Origin of the sequence: Streptomyces sp. NPDC007346 (genome assembly GCF_040703535.1) — a bacterium.
GTDB lineage: Bacteria > Actinomycetota > Actinomycetes > Streptomycetales > Streptomycetaceae > Streptomyces.
This window is the reverse complement of record NZ_JBEYKR010000046.1, coordinates 1-18598: the sequence shown is the minus strand read 5'-3', so window position 1 is coordinate 18598 and position 18598 is coordinate 1. Positions and strand designations below refer to the sequence as shown.

The window sequence follows — 18598 nt, the reverse complement described above, 5'->3', positions numbered from 1 at the left end:
TTCGCGAACTACCGGTAGGACCGTTCGTGAACTACCGGTGCGGCGGTTCGTGAACTGCTCGTAGGGCGATTCGTGCGCCTGTGGGGGCGCTTCGTCGGGGGCACGTCTCGACGAAGTGCCCCTTCGCGTTCCGGAGGCGCGCCTGGCTCCGTGCTCCGTGTCCGAAAACCGCCGGTCACGGGTAGGGGGTGCGGAGCAGACTGGCCGGTGCGGATGCGGATGCGGATGCGGACGCGGGTTCGCCGTGGTCCGGTGGTTCGGCGGTAAGGGAAGTGAGCGGTCGTGACGACGGTGTACACGCGGGTGGCGAGCCCGCTGGGCGAGTTGCTGCTGGTGGGCGAGGAGGCCGGTCCGGGCGAGGGGCTGCGGCTGGTGTCGTTGTCCGTGCCCGGACAGAAGGGCGGTGCGGTCGTCCAGGACGGGTGGCTGCGGGCGCCCGAGCTGTTCGCGGGGGTCCTCGCGCAGGTGGAGGCGTACTTCGCGGGGCGCTCGGAGCGGTTCGACGTGCCGGTCGCCGAAGGCGTGGGTACGGAGTTCCAGCGGCGCGTCTGGGAGGTGGTGGAGTCGATCCCGTACGGGCGGACCCTGTCGTACGGGGAGGTCGCCGCGCGGGTCGGGGCCTCGGGCGCGGGGGTGCGGGCGGTGGGCACGGCGATCGGGCGCAACCCGTTGCTGGTCGTGCGGCCGTGCCACCGGGTGATCGGCGCGGACGGGACGCTGCGGGGGTACGCGGGTGGCCTGGAGCGCAAGCAGTTGCTGCTGGGGCTTGAGGGGGCCGCGTGTGTGGCCCGGGTGTGAAGGGCCGATGGCCTCGGGCGGAAGGTCCTACGGGCTCGGGTGTGGCAACCGGCGGCTGAGGGTGGTGTGACGGGTGGTCTCGCGTGGGGTTCCGGCGGCTTCGGGCGGACTGTTCCCGCGGCCCCGTCAGGTGGTCGCGCCGGGCGCCGTGCACGTACCGGAGTGGCTCTCCGTGGAGCGTCGGCGGGCCTTGGTGGAGGCGTGCCGGGAGTGGGCGCGGGGGCCGGTCCCGTTGCGGCACACGGCGCTGCCGGGCGGCGGTGTGATGTCGGTGCGGACGGTGTGCCTGGGGTGGCACTGGCAGCCGTACCGGTACACGCGTACCGCCGACGATGTGAACGGCGCCCCGGTGGCCGCCCTGCCGCAGTGGCTGGTCGCGCTGGGGCGCGCGGCGGTGGCGGAGGCGTACGAGGACGAGGCTGCGGCGCGGGCGTTCGCTCCGGACACCGCGCTGATCAACTTCTACGACGACGCGGCGCGGATGGGGATGCACCAGGACAAGGAGGAGCGGTCGGACGCTCCCGTGGTGTCGTTGAGCATCGGGGCGACGTGCCTGTTCCGCTTCGGGAACACCGAGGGCCGTGGGCAGCCCTGTACGGACGTGGAGTTGGCCTCCGGGGATCTCTTCGTCTTCGGCGGCCCGTCGCGCTTCGCGTTCCACGGGGTGCCCAAGGTGTACGCCGGATCGGCCGACCCGGCCGCGGGGCTGCGGACCGGCCGGCTGAATGTGACGTTGCGGGAGACCGGGCTGGGTCCGGGCTGAGTCGGGCGGCGTAGGCCTGCGGGCGGGGCACGCCGCGGGGCCCGGTGGACGCGTGCCCACGGGCCCCGGTGTTCCGCTTCGGGTCAGCGGCGTTCGCGGGAGTTGCCGAAGAGCAGGCGGTAGAGGATCAGCAGGACCAGGGAGCCGGCGATGGCGGCGATCCAGGTCGCGGTGTCGTAGAAGTCGTTGCTGATGGGGCGGTCGAGGAAGTGGCTGGAGAGCCAGCCTCCGACGAAGGCACCGGCGATGCCGATGAGGGTGGTGCCGAAGATGCCGCCCGGGTCACGGCCCGGGAGCAGGATCTTGGCTATGACTCCGGCGAACAGCCCGAGAATGATCCAGCCGACGATGGTCATGTCGTTCTACCTACCCCTTGTTCGGTTACGGAACTCAAGACGCCGGGGAGGGGAGAACGGTTGCTCAGGCCACTGTCGGCGGGCGGCGTCAGCGGGCGGCGAAGGGCTGGTCCGTGGGGACGATCTCCTTGCCGAAGGGCAGGAGCGAGACGGGGATCAGCTTGAAGTTGGCGATGCCCAGGGGGATGCCGATGATCGTGATGCACAGGGCGATGCCGGTGGTGATGTGGCCCAGGGCGAGCCACCATCCGGCGAGGACCAGCCAGAGGATGTTGCCGACGCAGGAGGGCGATCCGGCGTCCCTGCGGTCGACGACGGTGTAACCGAAGGGCCAGAGGGCGTAGACCCCGATCCTGAAGGCGGCGACGCCGAACGGGATGCCGATGATGGTGATGCAGAGGAGGACACCTGCGAGGAGGTAGCCGAGGAACATCCAGAACCCGCACAGGACGAGCCAGATGATGTTCAGGATGGTTTTCATGGGCGGCGACCTGCCATCTGTTCCAGTCGGGCGATGCGCTCCGCCATCGGCGGATGGGTGGAGAACATCTTGGCCATTCCCTGTCCGGGACGGAAGGGGTTCGCGATCATCATGTGGCTCGCGGTCTCGATCCTGGGCTCGGGGGGCAGCGGGAGCTGTTTCGTTCCCGCGTCGAGTTTGCGCAGGGCGCTGGCGAGGGCGAGCGGGTCCCCGGTGAGCTGCGCTCCGGAGGCGTCGGCCTCGTACTCGCGGGAGCGGCTGACGGCGAGCTGGATGACGGAGGCGGCGAGCGGGCCCAGGATCATGATCAGGAGCATGCCCAGGAGGCCGGGGCCTTCGTCGTCGTTGGAGCGGCCGATGGGGATGAGCCAGGCGAAGTTGACCAGGAACATGACGACGGAGGCGAGGGCTCCGGCGACGGAGGAGATGAGGATGTCCCGATTGTAGACGTGGCTGAGCTCGTGGCCCAGGACGCCGCGCAGCTCCCGCTCGTCGAGGATCTGGAGGATGCCCTCGGTGCAGCAGACGGCCGCGTTGCGCGGATTGCGGCCGGTCGCGAAGGCGTTGGGCGCCTGGGTCGGCGAGATGTAGAGGCGGGGCATCGGCTGGCGGGCCGCGGTGGAGAGCTCGCGGACGATCCGGTAGAGCTGGGGCGCCTCGAATTCGCTGACGGGGCGGGCCCGCATGGCCCTCAGGGCCAGCTTGTCGCTGTTCCAGTAGGCGTAGGCGTTGGTGCCGATGGCCACGACGAGCGCGATGACGAGGCCCGTACGTCCGAAGAAGCTGCCGATGATGATGATGAGTGCGGACAGGCCCCCGAGGAGTACGGCGGTTTTCAGCCCGTTGTGCCGGCGGTGCACGGTACGCCCTCCAAGTGGTGCAGCAGGGGAACCCTTTGCATGGTGGTGCTCCACTCCCCCAGTGGAGCCTCCCGTACTGGTCAACGCCAGGCGAGGAGAGCTAGTTCCCTTGTGCGTGCGGGCTCAGGGCGGGGCCGTTCCGGCGTGATCCGGCCGGTTCGGACCGCCGACCCGTACGGCGTGGCGCTGGGCCGTACGGGTGTGGAGGGCGGGCCTGCGTCAGCGCTGGACGGGGAGCTTGGCGAGGGAGAGGGCCTCGGGGTCGGGCTCGACCTCGCTGGTGCAGTGGGCGCAGCGGGAGGCGACGGCGGGGATCGCGCTGAAGCACCGCGGGCAGTCGCGCAGGGCGGCCTTGATGTCGACCTCCTCCTCCTTGCTGAAGCGGTTCTGCACCTTGGTCATGGGGACCACCACGCAGAAGTAGAGGACCGCGGCGGTGATGAGGAAGGCGATGGCGGCCGCGAGGAACTTCCCGTACGGGAAGATCGCGCCCTCGACGCTGAACTCGGCCGTGCTGAAGTCGCCGACCGAGCCGGTGGCGAGGCCGATCAGCGGAGTGATGAAGGCGGTGCTGAAGCCGGTGACGACGGCGGTGAAGGCTGCTCCGACGGCGAGGCCGATCGCCATGGAGATGACGTTTCCGCGCAGGATGAAGTCCTTGAACCCGTTCAGCACTGCTCTTGCTCCTCTATGGATTTCGTACGTCCTCGTCGTGTACGGGACGTATGCAGCCACGACCTTGCCCTGCGGCGGCGGCCACGGGCAAACCGATCTTTCGCGTCCGGGGAGCGTCAGAAGAAGGTGACGGCGGCGAACCTCAGGACCATCTGCGGTGCTCCCGAGAGGAGGATGCCGGCGGTGGCGGTGAGGACGATCGCCGTGGTGAGCGGGGCGGGGGCCCGGAAACGGTGCGGCGTTCCGGAGGCCGGTGTCCCGGTGGTCGCTTCCGCGGTCTCCGGGCTCCTGAAGAGGATCGCGGTCCACTGAAGGTAGTAGTAGAGGGCGATCACCACGTTGACGGCCATGACGACGGCGAGCCAGCCGAGGCCGGCGTCGACGGCCGCGGAGAAGACGGTGACCTTCGCGAAGAGCCCGATGATGCCGGGCGGCAGTCCGGCCAGGCAGAGCAGGAAGAAGCCGAGCGCGAGGGCGGCGAGGGGGCGGGTGGCGTACAGGCCCCGGTAGTCGGCGATGCGGTTGCCGGGCTTCGTACGGGCGACTAGGGCCGCGACGGCGAAGGCGCCGAAGTTCACGACGGCGTACATGAGGGCGTACGCGACGGTGGAGCCGATCTGTTGGCCGCCGGAGTACCCGGCGGCGGCGATCGGGACGAGCAGGTAGCCGGCCTGGGCGACGGAGGACCAGGCGAGGAGCCGGACGGCGCTGCGGGCGCGGCCGGCGTTCTGGCGGAGGGCCGCGACGTTGCCGACGGTCATGGTGAGGGCGGCCAGGACGGCGACCGCGGGCCCCCAGACGTCGGCATGAGAAGGGAACGCGATGACCGTGACGAGGATGAGGCCCGAGAAGCCGACGGTCTTGCCGACCACGGAGAGGTAGGCGGCGATCGGCAGGGGCGCGCCCACGTAGGTGTCGGGGACCCAGAAGTGGAAGGGCGCCGCGGCGGTCTTGAAGGCGAAGCCGACGAGGGTCAGGACGACACCGGTCCTGGCGAGGGTGTCGAGCGCCGGAGGTACGTCGTCCAGTCGGGCGGCGATCTCGGTGAGGTGCAGGGTGCCCGTGGTCGCGTACACGAAGCTGACGCCGAGGAGCATGACGGCGGTGGCGACGACGGAGGAGAGGAAGAACTTGAGCGCGGCCTCGGAGGAGCGCCGGTCGCCGCGCACGATGCCGACGAGGGCGAAGGCGGGCAGTGAGGCGACTTCCAGGGCGACGACGAGGGTGGCGAGGTCGCGGGAGGCGGGCAGGAGGGCGGCGCCGGCCGCGGAGGCCAGGAGCAGGAACCCGTACTCGCCCGCCGGGCGCTTGCGCGTGTCGTCGAGGGAGAGCAGCGCGGTGAGGAACGCCCCGCCGAGGACGAGGGCCTGGATGACCAGGGTGAAGTGGTCGGCGGTGTAGCTGCACGCCTGGGTGCCGGTGGTGACGCAGAAGGTGGCGCGGTCGCCGGCGCGCAGGGGGATGAGGAGGACGAGGGCGGCGGCGAGCGCGGTGAGGGTTCCGTAGCCGAGGAGCTTCTTGCGGTGATCGGGGAGGAAGAGGTCGGCGACGAGGACGAGCAGGGCGGCCAGCGCGGTGAGGGTGGGGGGCGCGATGGCGAGCCAGTCGACGCTCTGGACGACGCTGGGGGCGGTGTCGGCCGCGGTGGTGAGAACGCCCTGGGCGGTGCTGAGGTCCGCGGTCACGACTTGCCTCCTGCGAGGAGCTTCTGCACGGCCGGATCGGTGAGGCCGAGGAGGACCGCGGGCCAGAGTCCGGCGAGAACGGTGAGGGCGGCGAGAGGGGTCCAGGCGGCGGCTTCGTAACGCTGGATGTCGGCGAGCTGCGGGGTGGCGGCCGGGCGGGCTCCGGTGGGCTCGGCGGTCCCGGCGGACTCGGCGGTCCCGGCGGACTCGGGCGCGTCGGTCCTCTGCGGGGCCGGGTCCGTGGTTCCCCGCGAGGCCGGGGTGCGGGGGGAGAGCTGGGCGTGGGGCGTGGGCTCGCCCATGCAGACGCGGCGGACCACGATGAGCATGTACGCGGCGGTGAGCAGGGTGCCGAACGCGCCGATGGCCATGAAGGTGCGGAACGCCGGGCGGCTGAGGCCCTCGGCGGGGCTGTAGGCGCCGAACAGGGTGAGCATCTCGCCCCAGAATCCGGCGAGTCCGGGCAGTCCGAGCGAGGCGACCGCGGCGAAGGCGAGGAGGGCGCCCAGGCGGGGGGCCCGGCCGTAGAGGGCGGCTCCGGTGGCGCCGGCGAGGGTGTCCAGGTCGGCGGTGCCGTAGCGGTCCTTGACGGCGCCGACCAGGAAGAACAGCAGGCCGGTGATGAGTCCGTGGGCGATGTTGGCGAAGAGCGCGCCGTTGACTCCGGTGGGGGTCATGGTGGCGATGCCGAGCAGCACGAAGCCCATGTGGCCGACGGAGGAGTACGCGATGAGCCGCTTGAGGTCGCCCTTGGCGCCCCTGCGGGCGAGGGCCAGGCAGGCGAGCGACCCGTAGACGATGCCGACGACGGCGAACGCGGCGAGGTACGGGGCGAACGTGTGCATCCCGTCGGGGGCGATGGGGAGCAGGATCCGGACGAATCCGTACGTTCCCATCTTCAGCAGGACGCCCGCCAGGAGCACGGAGCCGACGGTCGGGGCGGCGGTGTGGGCGTCGGGTAGCCAGCTGTGCAGCGGCCACATCGGGGTCTTCACGGCGAGCCCGATGCCGATCGCCAGAACGGCGATGACCTGCACGGATGGGGTGAGGCCACGGCCGTTGTCAGTGGCGAGTGCCACCATGTCGAAGGTGCCGCTCCTCAGCCCGATGAGGAGCAGGCCCAGCAGCATGACGACCGAGCCGAGCAGTGTGTAGAGGATGAACTTCCAGGCGGCGGCGCGCCGCTGGTCACCGCCCCAGCGGGCGATGAGGAAGTACATCGGGATGAGGACCATCTCGAAGGCGAGGAAGAAGAGCAGCAGGTCCAGGACGGCGAAGGTGGCGAGGGTGCCGGATTCCAGGACGAGGACGAGGGCGACGAACGCCTTCGGTGAGGGGCCCGCGGGCAGCTTGAAGTAGCTGTACAGCGCGCAGAGGAAGGTCAGCAGCGCGGTCAGCAGGAGGAGGGGGAGCGAGATGCCGTCGATGCCGAGGTGGATGCGGACGTCGAGTGCCGGGATCCAGCTGATGTCGGTGGTCGCCTGCATCGTGGCGGGGTGGTCGTGGTCGAAGCCGACGGCCAGGACGATCGCGGCGACGAGGACGGCGCCGGTCACGGTCACGCCGTGGCGGAGCACGGCCTGGTCGGGGTTCTTGCCCTTGAGGCCGGGTGGGGCGGGGAGCAGGGCCGCGACGGCGCCGAGGAGCGGGACGACGACGATGAACGCGAGAAGGAACTGCATCACGGACGGGCTGATATCGATCACGGTCACGACCCCGCGTTGACGTTGGCGAAGACGACGGCGGCGATCGCCAGGACGAGGGAACCGGCGAGCAGGACGCTGAGGTAGGTCTGCACGTTTCCGGTCTGGGCGCGGCGTACGGCGGTGCCGAGCAGGCGGGTGGCGGCTCCCGATCCGTTGACGTAGGTGTCGACGACCGTGCGGTCCAGGAAGCGCACCAGGCGGGCCGCCTGCTGGACGGGCCGGACGAACAGCGCCGCGTACAGGGCGTCGAGGTGGAAGCCGGTGACCGCGTGGCGGTGGAGCGGGCCCAGGAGGAGACGTCCGGGGTCGGCCGGGTCGGCGGCGTCCGCGATGGTGCCGTAGGCGGCGGTGTGGGACGTCATGGCCTCGGCTTCGACGAGGGCGGGTTCGGCGCCCGGGTGGGCGGCGACGGCACCGATGGGGGCGCGGCCCGCGAGGGCCGTGGTGTGGCGCCAGGCCCCGTAGGTGACGAGGCCGCCGACGAGGCCGACGCCGGTGGAGAGGACGGCCGTGGTGAGGGACGGGGTGAGGGCGTGTCCGTCGAACCAGTCGCCGAGCACGCCCGCGGTGAGCCCGAAGGCGATGGTGGGGACGGCCAGGATCCACAGGACGGAGGTCATGGCGAGGGGCTGCCTGCCGTGGTCGGGGAGTTCGGCGCCGCGCCCCTTGAAGGCCAGGAGCCAGAGGCGGGTGGCGTAGGCGGCGGTGAGGACGGCGGCGAGCAGCCCGGCGATCAGGATCGTCCAGCCCGCGGCGGCGGGGGCGACGGTCCGGTCCCCCAGGGCGGTGTGCTCGGCGGCGACGAGGACGGCTTCCTTGGAGAAGAAGCCGGCGAACGGCGGGATGGCGGCGAGCGCGAGGAGGGCGACGGTCATCGTCCAGTAGGCGTCGGGGATCCGGCGCGCGAGGCCGCCCATGCGGGACATGGCGGCCAGTGAGTTGGTGCCGGCGGCGTGGATGACGACGCCGGCGGCGAGGAAGAGGACGGCTTTGAACGCACCGTGCGAGATCAGGTGGAAGACGGCGGCGCCTCGGTCACCGACGGCCAGGGCGCCGGACATGTAGCCGAGCTGGCCGATGGTCGAGTAGGCGAGGACGCGCTTGATGTCGTCCTGGGCGAGGGCGGCGAGTCCGGAGCCGATCATCGTGACGGCCGCCATCACGGCGAGGACGACCAGGGCCGCGCCGGAGGCGGCGAAGACGGGGAGCAGCCGGGCCACGAAGTAGATCCCGGCGGCGACCATCGTCGCGGCGTGGATGAGCGCGGAGACGGGGGTGGGGCCGGCCATCGCGTCGGGCAGCCAGGTGTGCAGGGGGAACTGGGCGGACTTCCCGGCGACGCCCGCGAGGAGCAGCAGGGCGATGAGGGTGGGGTGGTCCAGGCCGCCGTTGGTGACGGCCGCCAGGATCTTGGTGATCCGGAAGCTGCCGGTGTCGGCGGCCAGGGCGAACAGGCCGATCAGGAAGGGGACATCGCCGAGCTTGGTGACGAGGAAGGCCTTGAGGGAGGCGGCGCGGGCTTCGGGCGTCTCCCAGTAGTGGCCGACGAGGAAGTACGAGCAGATGCCCATGATCTCCCAGCCGACCAGGAGCACCATGAGGTCGCCGGAGTAGACGACGAGCAGCATCGCGGAGGTGAAGAGGGAGACCAGGGCCGCGTAGGAGGGGTAACGGGCGTCGTCGCGGAGGTAGGCCGTGGAGTAGAGCTGTACGCAGGTGGCGACGAGCCCGACGAGGACGGCGACCAGGACCGCGAACCCGTCCAGGTGCAGGGCCAGGTCGATGGGGACGGACCCGGTGGGGGTGAGCTGGGTCGCGGCGTCGATGGCGCGGCCGCCGCCCTGGCGGACGGCGACGATCACGGCCAGGACGGTCGCGGTGAGCGTCGGCAGGATCGCCAGCGGGCGGACGAAGCCGGGGGCGGTGCGGCCGAGCGCGAGTCCGGCGGCGGCTCCGAGGAAGGGCAGGAGCGGGACGAGGGCGGCGAGGGTCGTCGTGGTCACGAGGTGGCCTCTGCGTTCGTGGTGTGCCCTGCCGTCGCGGAGCGGCCGCCGGTCGCGGCGTCGGCGGTACCGGCGGCGTCATCGTTCTCGGCGGCGCTGTCGATCTCTTCGGCGTCGTCGGTCTCGGCGGTGTCGCGGAGCCGGTCGATGTCGGAGGAGCCGCGGTTGCGGTAGACGGCGAGCACGATCGCGAGGCCGATGCCGATCTCGGCGGCGGCGATGGCGATGGTGAAGAGGGTGAGGGCCTGGCCGGAGTGGAGGGTGTCGCGGAGGTGGACGTCGAAGGCGACGAGGTTGAGGTTGACGGCGTTGAGCATCAGCTCGACGGACATCAGGACCAGGATCGCGTTGCGGCGGGCGAGGACGCCGTAGAGGCCGGTGCAGAAGAGGAGGGCGGCGAGTACGGCGGGATAGGCGAGGTGCATCAGCTCTGCTCCTCCTTGCCGCGCCGGTCGGCCGGGGCCGGGGCGGGCCGCACGGCGGTGTCCGTGTCGTGCTTGCGGGACAGGACGATGGCGCCGACGAGGGCGGCGAGCAGCAGGACGGAGAGCGCCTCGAAGGGGAGGACCCAGTTCCGGAAGAGGAAGGCTCCGGTGACGGCGGTGGAGCCCTGGGCCGGCCCTTCGAGGTCGATCCAGGTGGTGCGGAAGGCGTCCACGACGACCCAGACGAGTGCGGCCGCCGAGGCGAGGGCCACGCCCAGGGCGACCCACCGGTTGCCCGAGTCGGCGTCCGGGGAGCGGCCGATGGGGGCCCGGGTGAGCATCAGGCCGAAGAGGAGGAGGACGACGATGGAACCGACGTAGATCAGTACCTGGACCCAGGCGATGAACTCCGCGGTGAGCAGGAGGTATTCGACGGCCAGTCCGCCGAGCGCCACGACGAGCCAGAGGGCGGCGTGCACCAGTTGCCTGGTCGTGACGGTGATGACGGCGGCGCCGAGGGTGGCGAGGCCGACGAGGACGAACGCGATCTCCACACCGGTCGGGGAGAGGAAACCGGGGTGGTCGGCGGCGACAGCGAGCAAGGGGGATGCAGTGGGGAGCGTCACGGGGTTCCTCCCTTCTCGTCGGCGGCCGGTTCGTTCGCCTTCTCCTGGGCGGCGAGTTTGTCGGCCGTCTTGCGTGCGGCGGCGATCTCCTTCGGCTCCTCCGCCCCGGGGTCGAGCGCGGGCGGCTCCGGCACGGTCCACATCCACTCGCGGAGCTTGTCCCGCTCGTGGGTGAGCTCGTGGATGTCCGTCTCCGCGTACTCGAACTCGGGCGACCAGAAGAGGGCGTCGAAGGGGCAGACCTCGATGCAGATACCGCAGTACATGCAGAGGGAGAAGTCGATGGCGAAGCGGTCCAGGACGTTACGGCTGCGCTCGCGTCCGCCGGGGGCGGCGGGCGGCACCGTCTCCTTGTGGGAGTCGATGTAGATGCACCAGTCGGGGCACTCACGGGCGCAGAGCATGCAGACCGTGCAGTTCTCCTCGAACAGCCCGATGACACCTCGGGAGCGGGGCGGGAGTTCGGGCTGGGTGTCGGGGTACTGCGCGGTGACGGTCTTCCTCGTCATCGTGCGCAGGGTGACGGCGAGGCCCTTGGCCAGGCCGGATCCGGGGATCGGGGGCATCAACTGATCGCCACCTTCACGATGCCGGTGAGCGCGATCTGCGCGAGGGCGAGGGGGACGAGGGTGGTCCAGGCGAGCTTCTGCAACTGGTCCTCACGCAGACGCGGGTAGCTGACGCGCAGCCAGATGACGACGAAAGCGAGGAGGGCGGTCTTGAGGAGGGTCCAGAGCCAGCCGAGTCCGTCGGCGCCGAACGGCCCGTGCCAGCCGCCGAGGAAGAGGACGGTGGTCAGGGCGCAGAGGATGACGATGCCCGCGTACTCGGCGAGGAGGAACAGGGCGAAGCGCAGCCCCGTGTACTCGGTGTACGCGCCGAAGATGATCTCGGAGTCGGCGACCGGCGCGTCGAAGGGCGGACGCTGGAGCTCGGCGAGCCCGGCGACGAAGAAGACCAGGGCTCCGATGATCTGCCAGGGCAGCCACCACCACTCGAAGGCGTCGAGGATGCCGATGAGCGAGACCGTGCCGGCCGCCATGGCCACGGAGGCGGCGGCGAGGAGCATCGGGAGTTCGTAGGAGAGGAGCTGGGCGGCGGTGCGGAGGCCGCCGAGGAGGGAGAACTTGTTGGCCGAGGCCCAGCCCGCCATGAGCGAGCCGAGGACGCCGATGCCCATCACGGCCAGCACGAAGAAGATGCCCGCGTCGATGACCTGGCCCACCGCTCCGTCGCCGGGGCCGACGGGGATGGCCACGAGGACGAGGAGGTACGGGAGGAGGGCGATGGCGGGGGCGAGCTGGAAGACGCGGCGGTCGGCGGCGGCCGGGACCACGTCCTCCTTCTGCGCGAACTTCACACCGTCCGCGACGAGCTGGGCCCAGCCGTGGAAGCCACCTGCGTACATGGGGCCCAGGCGGCCCTGCATGTGGGCCATCACCTTGTGCTCGGTCTGCCCCACGAGGAGCGGGGCGACCAGGAACACGACGAAGACGATGGCCAGGCGGAGGGCGACGTCGAGAACGTCGTTCACTCGGTATCGCCTCCGGCGGGGTGGGGTTTGTCGGGGTTGTCGGAGTCGGGGCTGTCGGGCTCGGGCTCGGGGGTCGCCTTGTCCGTCGGCGCGGGGCCGGTTCTGGGCGCGGCGGGGTCGGGGGCGGGGCCGCTGTGCGGGGCTTCTTCCCCGCCCGCCCCTTCACGAGCCGGGGGCTCGTCCCCCGGGCCTTCGCCCCTCGGACGCCGACGGGGCTCGGAGGAGGCATCGGGGGCTCCCGAAGGCCGCCGAGGCTGAGGAGACGGCTCGCCGGGGCCCTCCGATGGGGCGCCCGGGTCGTCGAACGCCGGTTGGGCGTCGTGCCAGGGGGCGTCCGTGGCGCGGGCACGCTGGCTCGCCGAGCCCTGGGAGGCCGAGCGGGAGCGGCGCGGCGGGCGCGGGGTGGAGGCCTCCGGGGCCTGCTGCTGGCTCGCCGAGCCGTCGGCCGCGGAACGGGAGCGGCGCGGACGCGCGGCCGGGGACGACCCGGGCGGGGTACCGCCGGACGGTGCGCCTCCGGAAGGCGTGGTCGCAGGCGAAGGCTGCACGGCCTCCGGCGAGGCCGCGTCCGCCGACGCGGGCGCGGGCCCGCCGGACGTAGAAGCCCCGGACGCGGTACCGGACGGGGAAGCTCCGGACGCGGAAGGCCTGCTCCCGGGCCCCCCGGACGTTGAAGCCCCGGGCACGGAACCGGACGCCGAAGCTCCGGACGCGGAAGCCCCGCCCCCGGGGCCCCCGGGCGTGGAAGTTCCGGCCCCTGAGGGCTCGGGCGGTCCCGTCTGCGGGCGTTGCGCTGCCGATCCCTCGCTCGCGGAGCGGGTGCGCCGGGGCGGGCGGTCGGCCGCCGCCGGGCGGGCCGCGCGGCCCGGTCGGGCCGTGGCAGGGGGGAGCTGGCCCTTGAGGGGGCCCCACTCGTTCGGGTCCGGGACACCGGGGGGAAGCATCGTGCGGCGCTTGGGGCCGCCGTGTTCGGACTCTCCGGGCTCCTTCGCTCCGGGCCAGGCCTTGGCGACCCGGGCAGCGAGGACGAAGTCCTTGCGGAGCGGGTGGCCCTCGAAGCCCTCCGGCAGCAGGAGCGGGGTGAGGCCGGGGTGGTCCTCGAAGGCGACGCCGAACATCTCGTGCGTCTCGCGCTCGTGCCAGGCCGCGCCCGCGTAGACGTCGATCGCGCTGGGCAGGACGGCCGCGTCGTGCGGAACGGTGGTGCGCAGCATGATCCGGCGGACCGTGCCGCCCCCGAGGGCCGCGACGTGGGCGCAGACGCGGAAGCCGGTACCCGGCTCGTCCACGGCGCTGAGCCAGTCGAAGTAGCTGCATCCCAGCTCGTCGCGGGCGGTCCGCAGCGCGGTGATCCACTCCGTGGCGGGAACGTCGACGGTGAGCAGGTCGTAGGCGGACTCCGCCGTCGCCTCCTCACCGAAGAACTCCGTGACGGCGTCCGGCAGCCGGTCGTACGGGCGGGAGGCCCGGTCCTGACGGTCACTCACCGCTGCTCCTCCCCCGGTTCCGTCCCCGGTTCCTTCCCCGGAGCCGTTCCCTCAGCCGCCCCCGGTGTCGCCTCCAATGCCGTCCCCGCTGCCGTCCCCGGTGCCGTCGGTGCGGTGACCAGGCCGCTGCGCAGCGCCGCCGTGGAGGGGGCTCCGGAGGGGCCGGTCGTGTACCGCTCCGCCAGGGACTCGCGCGCGATCTTCTCCTGAAGCTTGAGAATGCCCTGGAGCAGCGCCTCGGGCCGGGGCGGGCAGCCGGGTACGTACACATCGACGGGGATGATCTGGTCGACGCCCTTGGTGACGGAGTACGAGTCCCAGTAGGGGCCGCCGCAGTTGGAGCAGGCGCCGAAGGAGATGACGTACTTCGGTTCCGGCATCTGCTCGTAGAGGCGCTTCACGGCCGGCGCCATCTTGTCCGTCACCGTGCCGGAGACGATCATCAGGTCTGCCTGGCGGGGGCCGGGGGCGAAGGGGATCACGCCGAGCCGGATGAAGTCGTGGCGCGCCATGGAGGCGGCGATGAACTCGATGGCGCAGCAGGCGAGTCCGAAGTTGAAGACCCAGAGGCTGTAGCGGCGGCCCCAGTTGAGGACGACCTTCATCGGTTCGGGCGCGAGCCGGGAGAGGAGGCCGAGGCGCTTGGGCTCCGGGAGGAGCACCGGCTCCGGAACGGCCACCGCCTGCGGGTCGGCGGAGGGCACGGGCTGCTGCGACGCGGAGGCCGGCCGGCTCGTCAGGCCCATGTGAGGACGCCCTTCTTCCATGCGTAGAGCAGTCCCACGGCGAGGAAGCCGAGGAAGATGAACATTTCCACCAGCGTGGTCGCGCCGTATCCGGGTGCCGCGAAGACCGTGGCCCACGGGAACAGGAAGATGGAGTCGACGGCGAAGATGACGTAGAGGAAGGCGTAGACGTAGTAGCGGACCTGGGTGTGGGCCCAGCCCTCACCGACCGGGTCGACGCCGCACTCGTACGTCAGAAGCTTCTCGGGCGTCGGGACCACGGGCCGCAGGAGCCGTCCCGCCCCGAACGCGACGGCGACGAACAGGACGCCGACCAGCGCGAGCAGGCCGACCACCGAGTAGCTCTGGAAGTAGTCCGAAGCGAGGGTGGTCTGTTGGTGGACCGGCACGTACGTCATGTGCGGCACTTCCGGCACGTACGTCACGTCCCTCACGCCCGCCCCTCGTTCTTCGTCGTCCGGCTCCGGCCCCGTCCGCTGCTTGAGGCCCCTTGTACGCACGGGAGTCTAGGCCCTGATAAACGCACCGTAAGCAGCCGCGTCGCACACAGGTGGGGTTATCCCTACTTCACGCCACCTATGAGCCCCATGGCGTGCGCGGACACGGCCCGGCAGGCTGGTGCCATGACCATGAGCCCTTCCGTACCGGCCCCCGACCGGCTGCCGCCCGCCCGCCTCGCCCTCGACCGGTGGGCCTGGCGGGAGATCGCGCATCTGCTGGTCAATCTGCCGATGGCCATCGCCGGATTCGTCTACGCGCTCCTCGTGATCGCCGTAGGCGTGGGTCTCTCCGTCACCGTGATCGGGCTGCCGCTGCTCGTCAGCGGGTTGCGGGGCGCGCGCCGGCTGGGCCGGGTGGAGCGGGGCCGGGCGCGGTCGATGCTCGGGGTGCGGATCGAGGAGCCGAGCCCGTTGCCGCGCGACCGCCGGGACGAGGGGGTATTCACCTGGCTCTGGTCGGGGCTGAAGGACCCGGTGGGGTGGCGTTCGCTGCTCTATGCGTTCATCCGGCTGCCGTGGGGGGTCCTGACCTTCGCGGTGACGCTGGTGAGCCTGATCGTCCTGTGGCCGGTGCTCCCGTTCATCGCCCGCGGGCTGACGGCGGCCGACCGGGCGATGGTGCGGGGGCTGTTGTCGCCCTCGGACGAGCTGGAGCGGCGGATCGCGGAGCTGGAGTCGGACCGGGGCGTGGTCGTGGACACCGCCGCCGCCGACCTGCGCCGCATCGAACGTGACCTCCACGACGGCGCGCAGGCCCGGCTCGTGGCGCTCGCGATGGGGTTGGGGCTGGCGAAGGAGAAGCTGACGGACGATCCGGAGGCGGCCGCGCGCATGGTGGAGGAGGCGCACGGCGAGGTGAAGGTCGCCCTCCAGGAGCTGCGCGACCTCGCCCGGGGCATCCACCCCGCCGTCCTCACCGACCGCGGCCTCGACGCCGCCCTCTCCGCCATCGCCTCCCGCTGCACCGTCCCCGTCACGGTGTCGGTGGATCTGCCGGGGCGTCCGGCGGAGGCGATCGAGGGCATCGCGTACTTCACCGTGTCGGAGCTCCTCCAGAACGTCAGCAAGCACAGCGGTGCCCGGTCGGCCTCCGTCGAGGTGTGGCGTGCGGCGGACCGGTTGCTGATCCAGGTCACGGACGACGGTTCGGGCGGGGCCCGGATGGACGGCGGTACGGGGATGGCGGGGCTGGCCGAGCGGCTGGGGGCGGTGGACGGGCTGTTCGTCCTGGACTCTCCGGTGGGCGGGCCGACGGCTGTCACCGCCGAGCTGCCCTGGCGCGACCGGGCCCCGGCGCCCAGCCGGGCCTCCTGAGCACTCCCCGGGCGTACGGGCGTCGCGTGGGGGGGTGGGGAAAACCCCCGTACGGATACGGAGACCGGCCACATGGTGCCGGAGAGGGCGGCCCAGCACCCTGGAAGGAGCAGGGTCCACGGCTGACGAACACGGGCGCGGAGCAGAGACGCAGAACACTTCGCCGATCAATAGCCGAACGACAGAAGAGACGGAACGGACGGCACTCATGGCCACGGCATACGGACCGGACACCCGGGACCACAAGGGATCGGGCGCGCGCGGCCACACAGGTCAGGGCGCCGGGCCCCAGGGGCAGACCCCGGTGAAGCACTTCCTCCCGGCGGCGCTGCGCGCCCCTCTGGAGGCGCGCAGCTGGCGCGAGCTCCTCTATGTCCTGCTGAGCCTTCCGCTGAGCACGGTGATATTCGTCTTCGCCATCGCCATGACATCGGTCAGCGCCGGCCTGCTCATCACCTTCATCGGGGTTCCGCTGCTGGCCGTCGGCCTGGCCGTCTGCCGGGGGTTCGGCGTGATGGAGCGGGCTCGGGCGCGCGGGCTGCTGAAGCTGGACGTGGCGGAGCCCGTGCGGGTGCGGGGGGAGTCCGGCGGCCTGATGTCGTGGATGGGCGCCGTCCTCAAGAGCGGCGTCTCCTGGCGTCACCTTCTTTACGCACTGCTGCATTTCCCCTGGGCCGTGTTCACGTTCTGCGTGTCGGTGACGTTCTGGGCGTACGGCCTGGCGGCGCTGACGTACCCGCTGTGGCAGTGGGTCTTCCCGGTCTTCGTGGGGGCCGACGGCATCCAGCTGTACGGGGACCGCACCCACGCTCACTACCTGGACTCCCCCGTCGAGCTGGCGGCGACCAGCGCGGTGGGCCTGGTGCTGGTGCTGGTGTCGCCGTGGCTCGTGCGGGGGCTGGTCTCGGTGGACCGGCTGATGGTGTCCGGTCTGCTGGGCCCGTCCGCGCTGTCCGCCCGGGTCACCGAGCTGGAGTCGGACCGGGGCGTGGTCGTGGACACCGCCGCCGCCGACCTGCGCCGTATAGAACGCGATCTCCACGACGGCGCGCAGGCCCGGCTCGTCGCCCTGGCCATGGATCTGGGGCTGGCGAAGGAGAAGCTCACGGACGACCCCGAGGCGGCCGCGCGCATGGTGGACGAGGCGCACGGCGAGGTGAAGGTCGCCCTCCAGGAGCTGCGCGACCTCGCCCGGGGCATCCACCCCGCCGTCCTCACCGACCGCGGCCTCGACGCCGCCCTCTCCGCCATCGCCTCCCGCTGCACCGTCCCCGTCACGGTCGAGGTGGACCTGGACGCGAGGCCCGCGCAGGCCATCGAGGGCATCGCGTACTTCACCGTGTCGGAGCTGTTGCAGAACGTCAGCAAGCACGCGCGGGCGACCCGGGCCACGGTCGATGTGTGGCGGACGTCCGACCGGCTGATGCTCCAGGTCACGGACAACGGGCGGGGCGGGGCGTCCGCCTCGGCCGGCAGCGGTCTGGCCGGACTGTCGGAGCGGCTGGACGCGGTGGACGGGGTCCTGGTGGTGGCTTCACCGGCCGGCGGCCCGACGACGGTCACCGCCGAACTGCCCTGGCGCGGCTGACCCCGCCCCACGCCCCGCCTCCACGCGGCCCCGTCACCGGCCCCCGGGCCCGGTGACGGGGTTTCCGGCTGCGCGGCCGGATCGAGCACGCGGATCGAGCACGCGGGTCGGGCTCGATCCGGCACACAGGTCGGGCACGCAGATCCGGCACGTGGATCGGGCACGTTATCCACAGGTCCCCCATCCACGTCCCGGGCCTGGGATGCTGGTGGGTGTCGGGCGCGGTGCGCACAGAGGCACGGCAACTCAGAGACTCGGAACAGCGGGGGACCCAGCGTCGTGGAGCACGTGGAGAACAGAGTGCGGGTAGTCATCGCCGAGGATTCGGTCCTGCTGCGGGAAGGGCTCACCCGTCTGCTCACCGATCTCGGCCATGACGTGGTCGCGGGGGTGGGCGACGCCGAGGCCCTGCTGAAGACCGTGGCGGATCTCGGCGCGGAGCAGGCGCTGCCCGATGTGGTGGTGGCCGATGTGCGGATGCCGCCGACCCACACCGACGAGGGTGTACGGGCGGCGGTGCGGCTGCGGAAGGAGTATCCCGGGATAGGGGTGCTGGTCCTCTCGCAGTACGTGGAGGAGCAGTACGCCACCGAGCTGCTGGCAGGCAGCAGCCGAGGCGTGGGGTACCTGCTCAAGGACCGGGTGGCCGAGGTCCGCGAGTTCGTCGACGCGGTCGTCCGGGTGGCGCGGGGCGGGACGGCGCTGGACCCGGAGGTGGTGGCGCAGCTGCTCGGCCGTAGTCGTAAACAGGACGTACTGGTGGGGCTGACGCCGCGCGAGCGGGAGGTCCTGGGTCTGATGGCCGAGGGCCGGACGAACTCGGCCATCGCCCGGCAGCTCGTGGTGAGCGACGGGGCGGTGGAGAAGCACGTCAGCAACATCTTCCAGAAGCTGGGCCTCTCGCCCAGCGACGGGGACCACCGGCGCGTCCTCGCCGTACTGACCTACCTGAACTCCTAGGGCGTGTCCGGCGGATCTTGACCGGGTCCGCGACGCCTGGCACGGCACCTCGCGGCGTTGCCGAAACGCCCGAATCGCTCCGCGATGAGGA

19 protein-coding genes are annotated in these 18598 nt (G+C 71.7%); 5 read left to right on the top strand and 14 right to left on the bottom strand.

Features of this window, described 5'->3' with window-relative positions; genetic code table 11:
- The first annotated feature begins 282 nt into the window (after positions 1 to 282).
- Both AB0917_RS14680 and AB0917_RS14675 read left to right on the top strand, forming a co-directional pair.
- The gene (locus AB0917_RS14680; RefSeq protein ID WP_366819897.1) at positions 283 to 798 is read left to right on the top strand and encodes a methylated-DNA--[protein]-cysteine S-methyltransferase; all 516 of its coding nucleotides are present in this window, start codon (positions 283 to 285) and stop codon (positions 796 to 798) included.
- 109 nt (positions 799 to 907) lie between these two features.
- On the top strand, positions 908 to 1561 hold the full coding sequence (locus AB0917_RS14675; protein ID WP_366819915.1) for an alpha-ketoglutarate-dependent dioxygenase AlkB: 654 nt from the start codon (positions 908 to 910) through the stop codon (positions 1559 to 1561).
- An 83-nt stretch (positions 1562 to 1644) separates the two neighbouring features.
- On the opposite strand, the gene AB0917_RS14670 is transcribed toward AB0917_RS14675, so the two are convergent.
- From AB0917_RS14670 to AB0917_RS14605, 14 genes are all read right to left on the bottom strand, one after another.
- Positions 1645 to 1917 carry a GlsB/YeaQ/YmgE family stress response membrane protein gene (locus AB0917_RS14670; protein ID WP_366819896.1) on the bottom strand — a complete coding sequence of 91 codons (273 nt, stop codon included), beginning with the start codon at positions 1915 to 1917 and terminating at the stop codon, positions 1645 to 1647.
- 88 nt (positions 1918 to 2005) lie between these two features.
- Positions 2006 to 2398, bottom strand: a complete 393-nt coding sequence (locus tag AB0917_RS14665; protein ID WP_366819895.1) for a YccF domain-containing protein — start codon at positions 2396 to 2398, stop codon at positions 2006 to 2008.
- Positions 2395 to 3258, bottom strand: coding sequence for a zinc metalloprotease HtpX (gene htpX / locus AB0917_RS14660; protein WP_366819894.1), 864 nt, complete (start codon positions 3256 to 3258; stop codon positions 2395 to 2397). The genes AB0917_RS14665 and htpX overlap by 4 nt, the downstream gene beginning before the upstream one ends.
- A gap of 219 nt (positions 3259 to 3477) precedes the next feature.
- Complete coding sequence (mscL, locus tag AB0917_RS14655) at positions 3478 to 3933, bottom strand: large conductance mechanosensitive channel protein MscL (protein ID WP_366819893.1); 456 nt, start codon at positions 3931 to 3933, stop codon at positions 3478 to 3480.
- 116 nt (positions 3934 to 4049) lie between these two features.
- The gene (locus AB0917_RS14650) at positions 4050 to 5618 is read right to left on the bottom strand and encodes an NADH-quinone oxidoreductase subunit N (RefSeq protein ID WP_366819892.1); all 1569 of its coding nucleotides are present in this window, start codon (positions 5616 to 5618) and stop codon (positions 4050 to 4052) included.
- On the bottom strand, positions 5615 to 7330 hold the full coding sequence (locus AB0917_RS14645) for an NADH-quinone oxidoreductase subunit M (RefSeq protein WP_366819891.1): 1716 nt from the start codon (positions 7328 to 7330) through the stop codon (positions 5615 to 5617). The genes AB0917_RS14650 and AB0917_RS14645 overlap by 4 nt, the downstream gene beginning before the upstream one ends.
- Entirely contained in the window at positions 7327 to 9327 is a 2001-nt protein-coding gene (locus AB0917_RS14640) for an NADH-quinone oxidoreductase subunit L (RefSeq protein ID WP_366819890.1), read from the bottom strand. Before AB0917_RS14640 ends, AB0917_RS14645 begins: the two co-directional genes overlap by 4 nt.
- Positions 9324 to 9752 carry an NADH-quinone oxidoreductase subunit NuoK gene (nuoK, locus tag AB0917_RS14635; RefSeq protein WP_366819889.1) on the bottom strand — a complete coding sequence of 143 codons (429 nt, stop codon included), beginning with the start codon at positions 9750 to 9752 and terminating at the stop codon, positions 9324 to 9326. The genes AB0917_RS14640 and nuoK overlap by 4 nt, the downstream gene beginning before the upstream one ends.
- Positions 9752 to 10378 (bottom strand): NADH-quinone oxidoreductase subunit J, encoded by a 627-nt coding sequence (locus AB0917_RS14630; protein WP_366819888.1) that lies wholly within the window; start codon positions 10376 to 10378, stop codon positions 9752 to 9754. Before AB0917_RS14630 ends, nuoK begins: the two co-directional genes overlap by 1 nt.
- Complete coding sequence (locus AB0917_RS14625) at positions 10375 to 10944, bottom strand: NADH-quinone oxidoreductase subunit I (protein ID WP_366819887.1); 570 nt, start codon at positions 10942 to 10944, stop codon at positions 10375 to 10377. The genes AB0917_RS14630 and AB0917_RS14625 overlap by 4 nt, the downstream gene beginning before the upstream one ends.
- Entirely contained in the window at positions 10944 to 11912 is a 969-nt protein-coding gene (locus AB0917_RS14620; protein ID WP_366819886.1) for a complex I subunit 1 family protein, read from the bottom strand. Before AB0917_RS14620 ends, AB0917_RS14625 begins: the two co-directional genes overlap by 1 nt.
- A complete protein-coding gene (locus AB0917_RS14615) occupies positions 11909 to 13399 on the bottom strand; it encodes an NADH-quinone oxidoreductase subunit C (RefSeq protein WP_366819885.1) in 1491 nt (496 codons plus the stop codon). Before AB0917_RS14615 ends, AB0917_RS14620 begins: the two co-directional genes overlap by 4 nt.
- Positions 13396 to 14145 carry an NADH-quinone oxidoreductase subunit B family protein gene (locus AB0917_RS14610; RefSeq protein WP_366819884.1) on the bottom strand — a complete coding sequence of 250 codons (750 nt, stop codon included), beginning with the start codon at positions 14143 to 14145 and terminating at the stop codon, positions 13396 to 13398. The genes AB0917_RS14615 and AB0917_RS14610 overlap by 4 nt, the downstream gene beginning before the upstream one ends.
- Positions 14136 to 14543 carry an NADH-quinone oxidoreductase subunit A gene (locus AB0917_RS14605; protein WP_366819914.1) on the bottom strand — a complete coding sequence of 136 codons (408 nt, stop codon included), beginning with the start codon at positions 14541 to 14543 and terminating at the stop codon, positions 14136 to 14138. The genes AB0917_RS14610 and AB0917_RS14605 overlap by 10 nt, the downstream gene beginning before the upstream one ends.
- 225 nt (positions 14544 to 14768) lie before the next feature.
- On the opposite strand from AB0917_RS14605, the gene AB0917_RS14600 reads away from it, so the two are divergent.
- The 3 genes from AB0917_RS14600 to AB0917_RS14590 all read left to right on the top strand — a co-directional run bounded on the left by AB0917_RS14600 (position 14769) and on the right by AB0917_RS14590 (position 18507).
- A complete protein-coding gene (locus AB0917_RS14600; RefSeq protein ID WP_366819883.1) occupies positions 14769 to 15959 on the top strand; it encodes a sensor domain-containing protein in 1191 nt (396 codons plus the stop codon).
- Positions 15960 to 16167: 208 nt separating this feature from the next.
- Positions 16168 to 17547 carry a sensor domain-containing protein gene (locus AB0917_RS14595; RefSeq protein ID WP_366819882.1) on the top strand — a complete coding sequence of 460 codons (1380 nt, stop codon included), beginning with the start codon at positions 16168 to 16170 and terminating at the stop codon, positions 17545 to 17547.
- Positions 17548 to 17847: 300 nt separating this feature from the next.
- Positions 17848 to 18507, top strand: a complete 660-nt coding sequence (locus AB0917_RS14590; protein WP_366819881.1) for a response regulator transcription factor — start codon at positions 17848 to 17850, stop codon at positions 18505 to 18507.
- The last annotated feature ends 91 nt before the right edge of the window (positions 18508 to 18598 follow it).

Bases quoted from the DNA above. Each gene is read 5' to 3' on its own strand.
- AB0917_RS14670 (WP_366819896.1), bottom strand. From the start codon at position 1,917: ATGACCATCGTCGGCTGGATCATTCTCGGGCTGTTCGCCGGAGTCATA.
- AB0917_RS14625 (WP_366819887.1), bottom strand. From the start codon at position 10,944: ATGCCCCCGATCCCCGGATCCGGCCTGGCCAAGGGCCTCGCCGTCACC.
- AB0917_RS14610 (WP_366819884.1), bottom strand. From the start codon at position 14,145: ATGGGCCTGACGAGCCGGCCGGCCTCCGCGTCGCAGCAGCCCGTGCCC.
- AB0917_RS14605 (WP_366819914.1), bottom strand. From the start codon at position 14,543: ATGACGTACGTGCCGGTCCACCAACAGACCACCCTCGCTTCGGACTAC.
- AB0917_RS14600 (WP_366819883.1), top strand. From the start codon at position 14,769: ATGACCATGAGCCCTTCCGTACCGGCCCCCGACCGGCTGCCGCCCGCC.
- AB0917_RS14595 (WP_366819882.1), top strand. From the start codon at position 16,168: ATGGCCACGGCATACGGACCGGACACCCGGGACCACAAGGGATCGGGC.
- nuoK (WP_366819889.1), bottom strand. From the start codon at position 9,752: ATGCACCTCGCCTATCCCGCCGTACTCGCCGCCCTCCTCTTCTGCACC.
- AB0917_RS14665 (WP_366819895.1), bottom strand. From the start codon at position 2,398: ATGAAAACCATCCTGAACATCATCTGGCTCGTCCTGTGCGGGTTCTGG.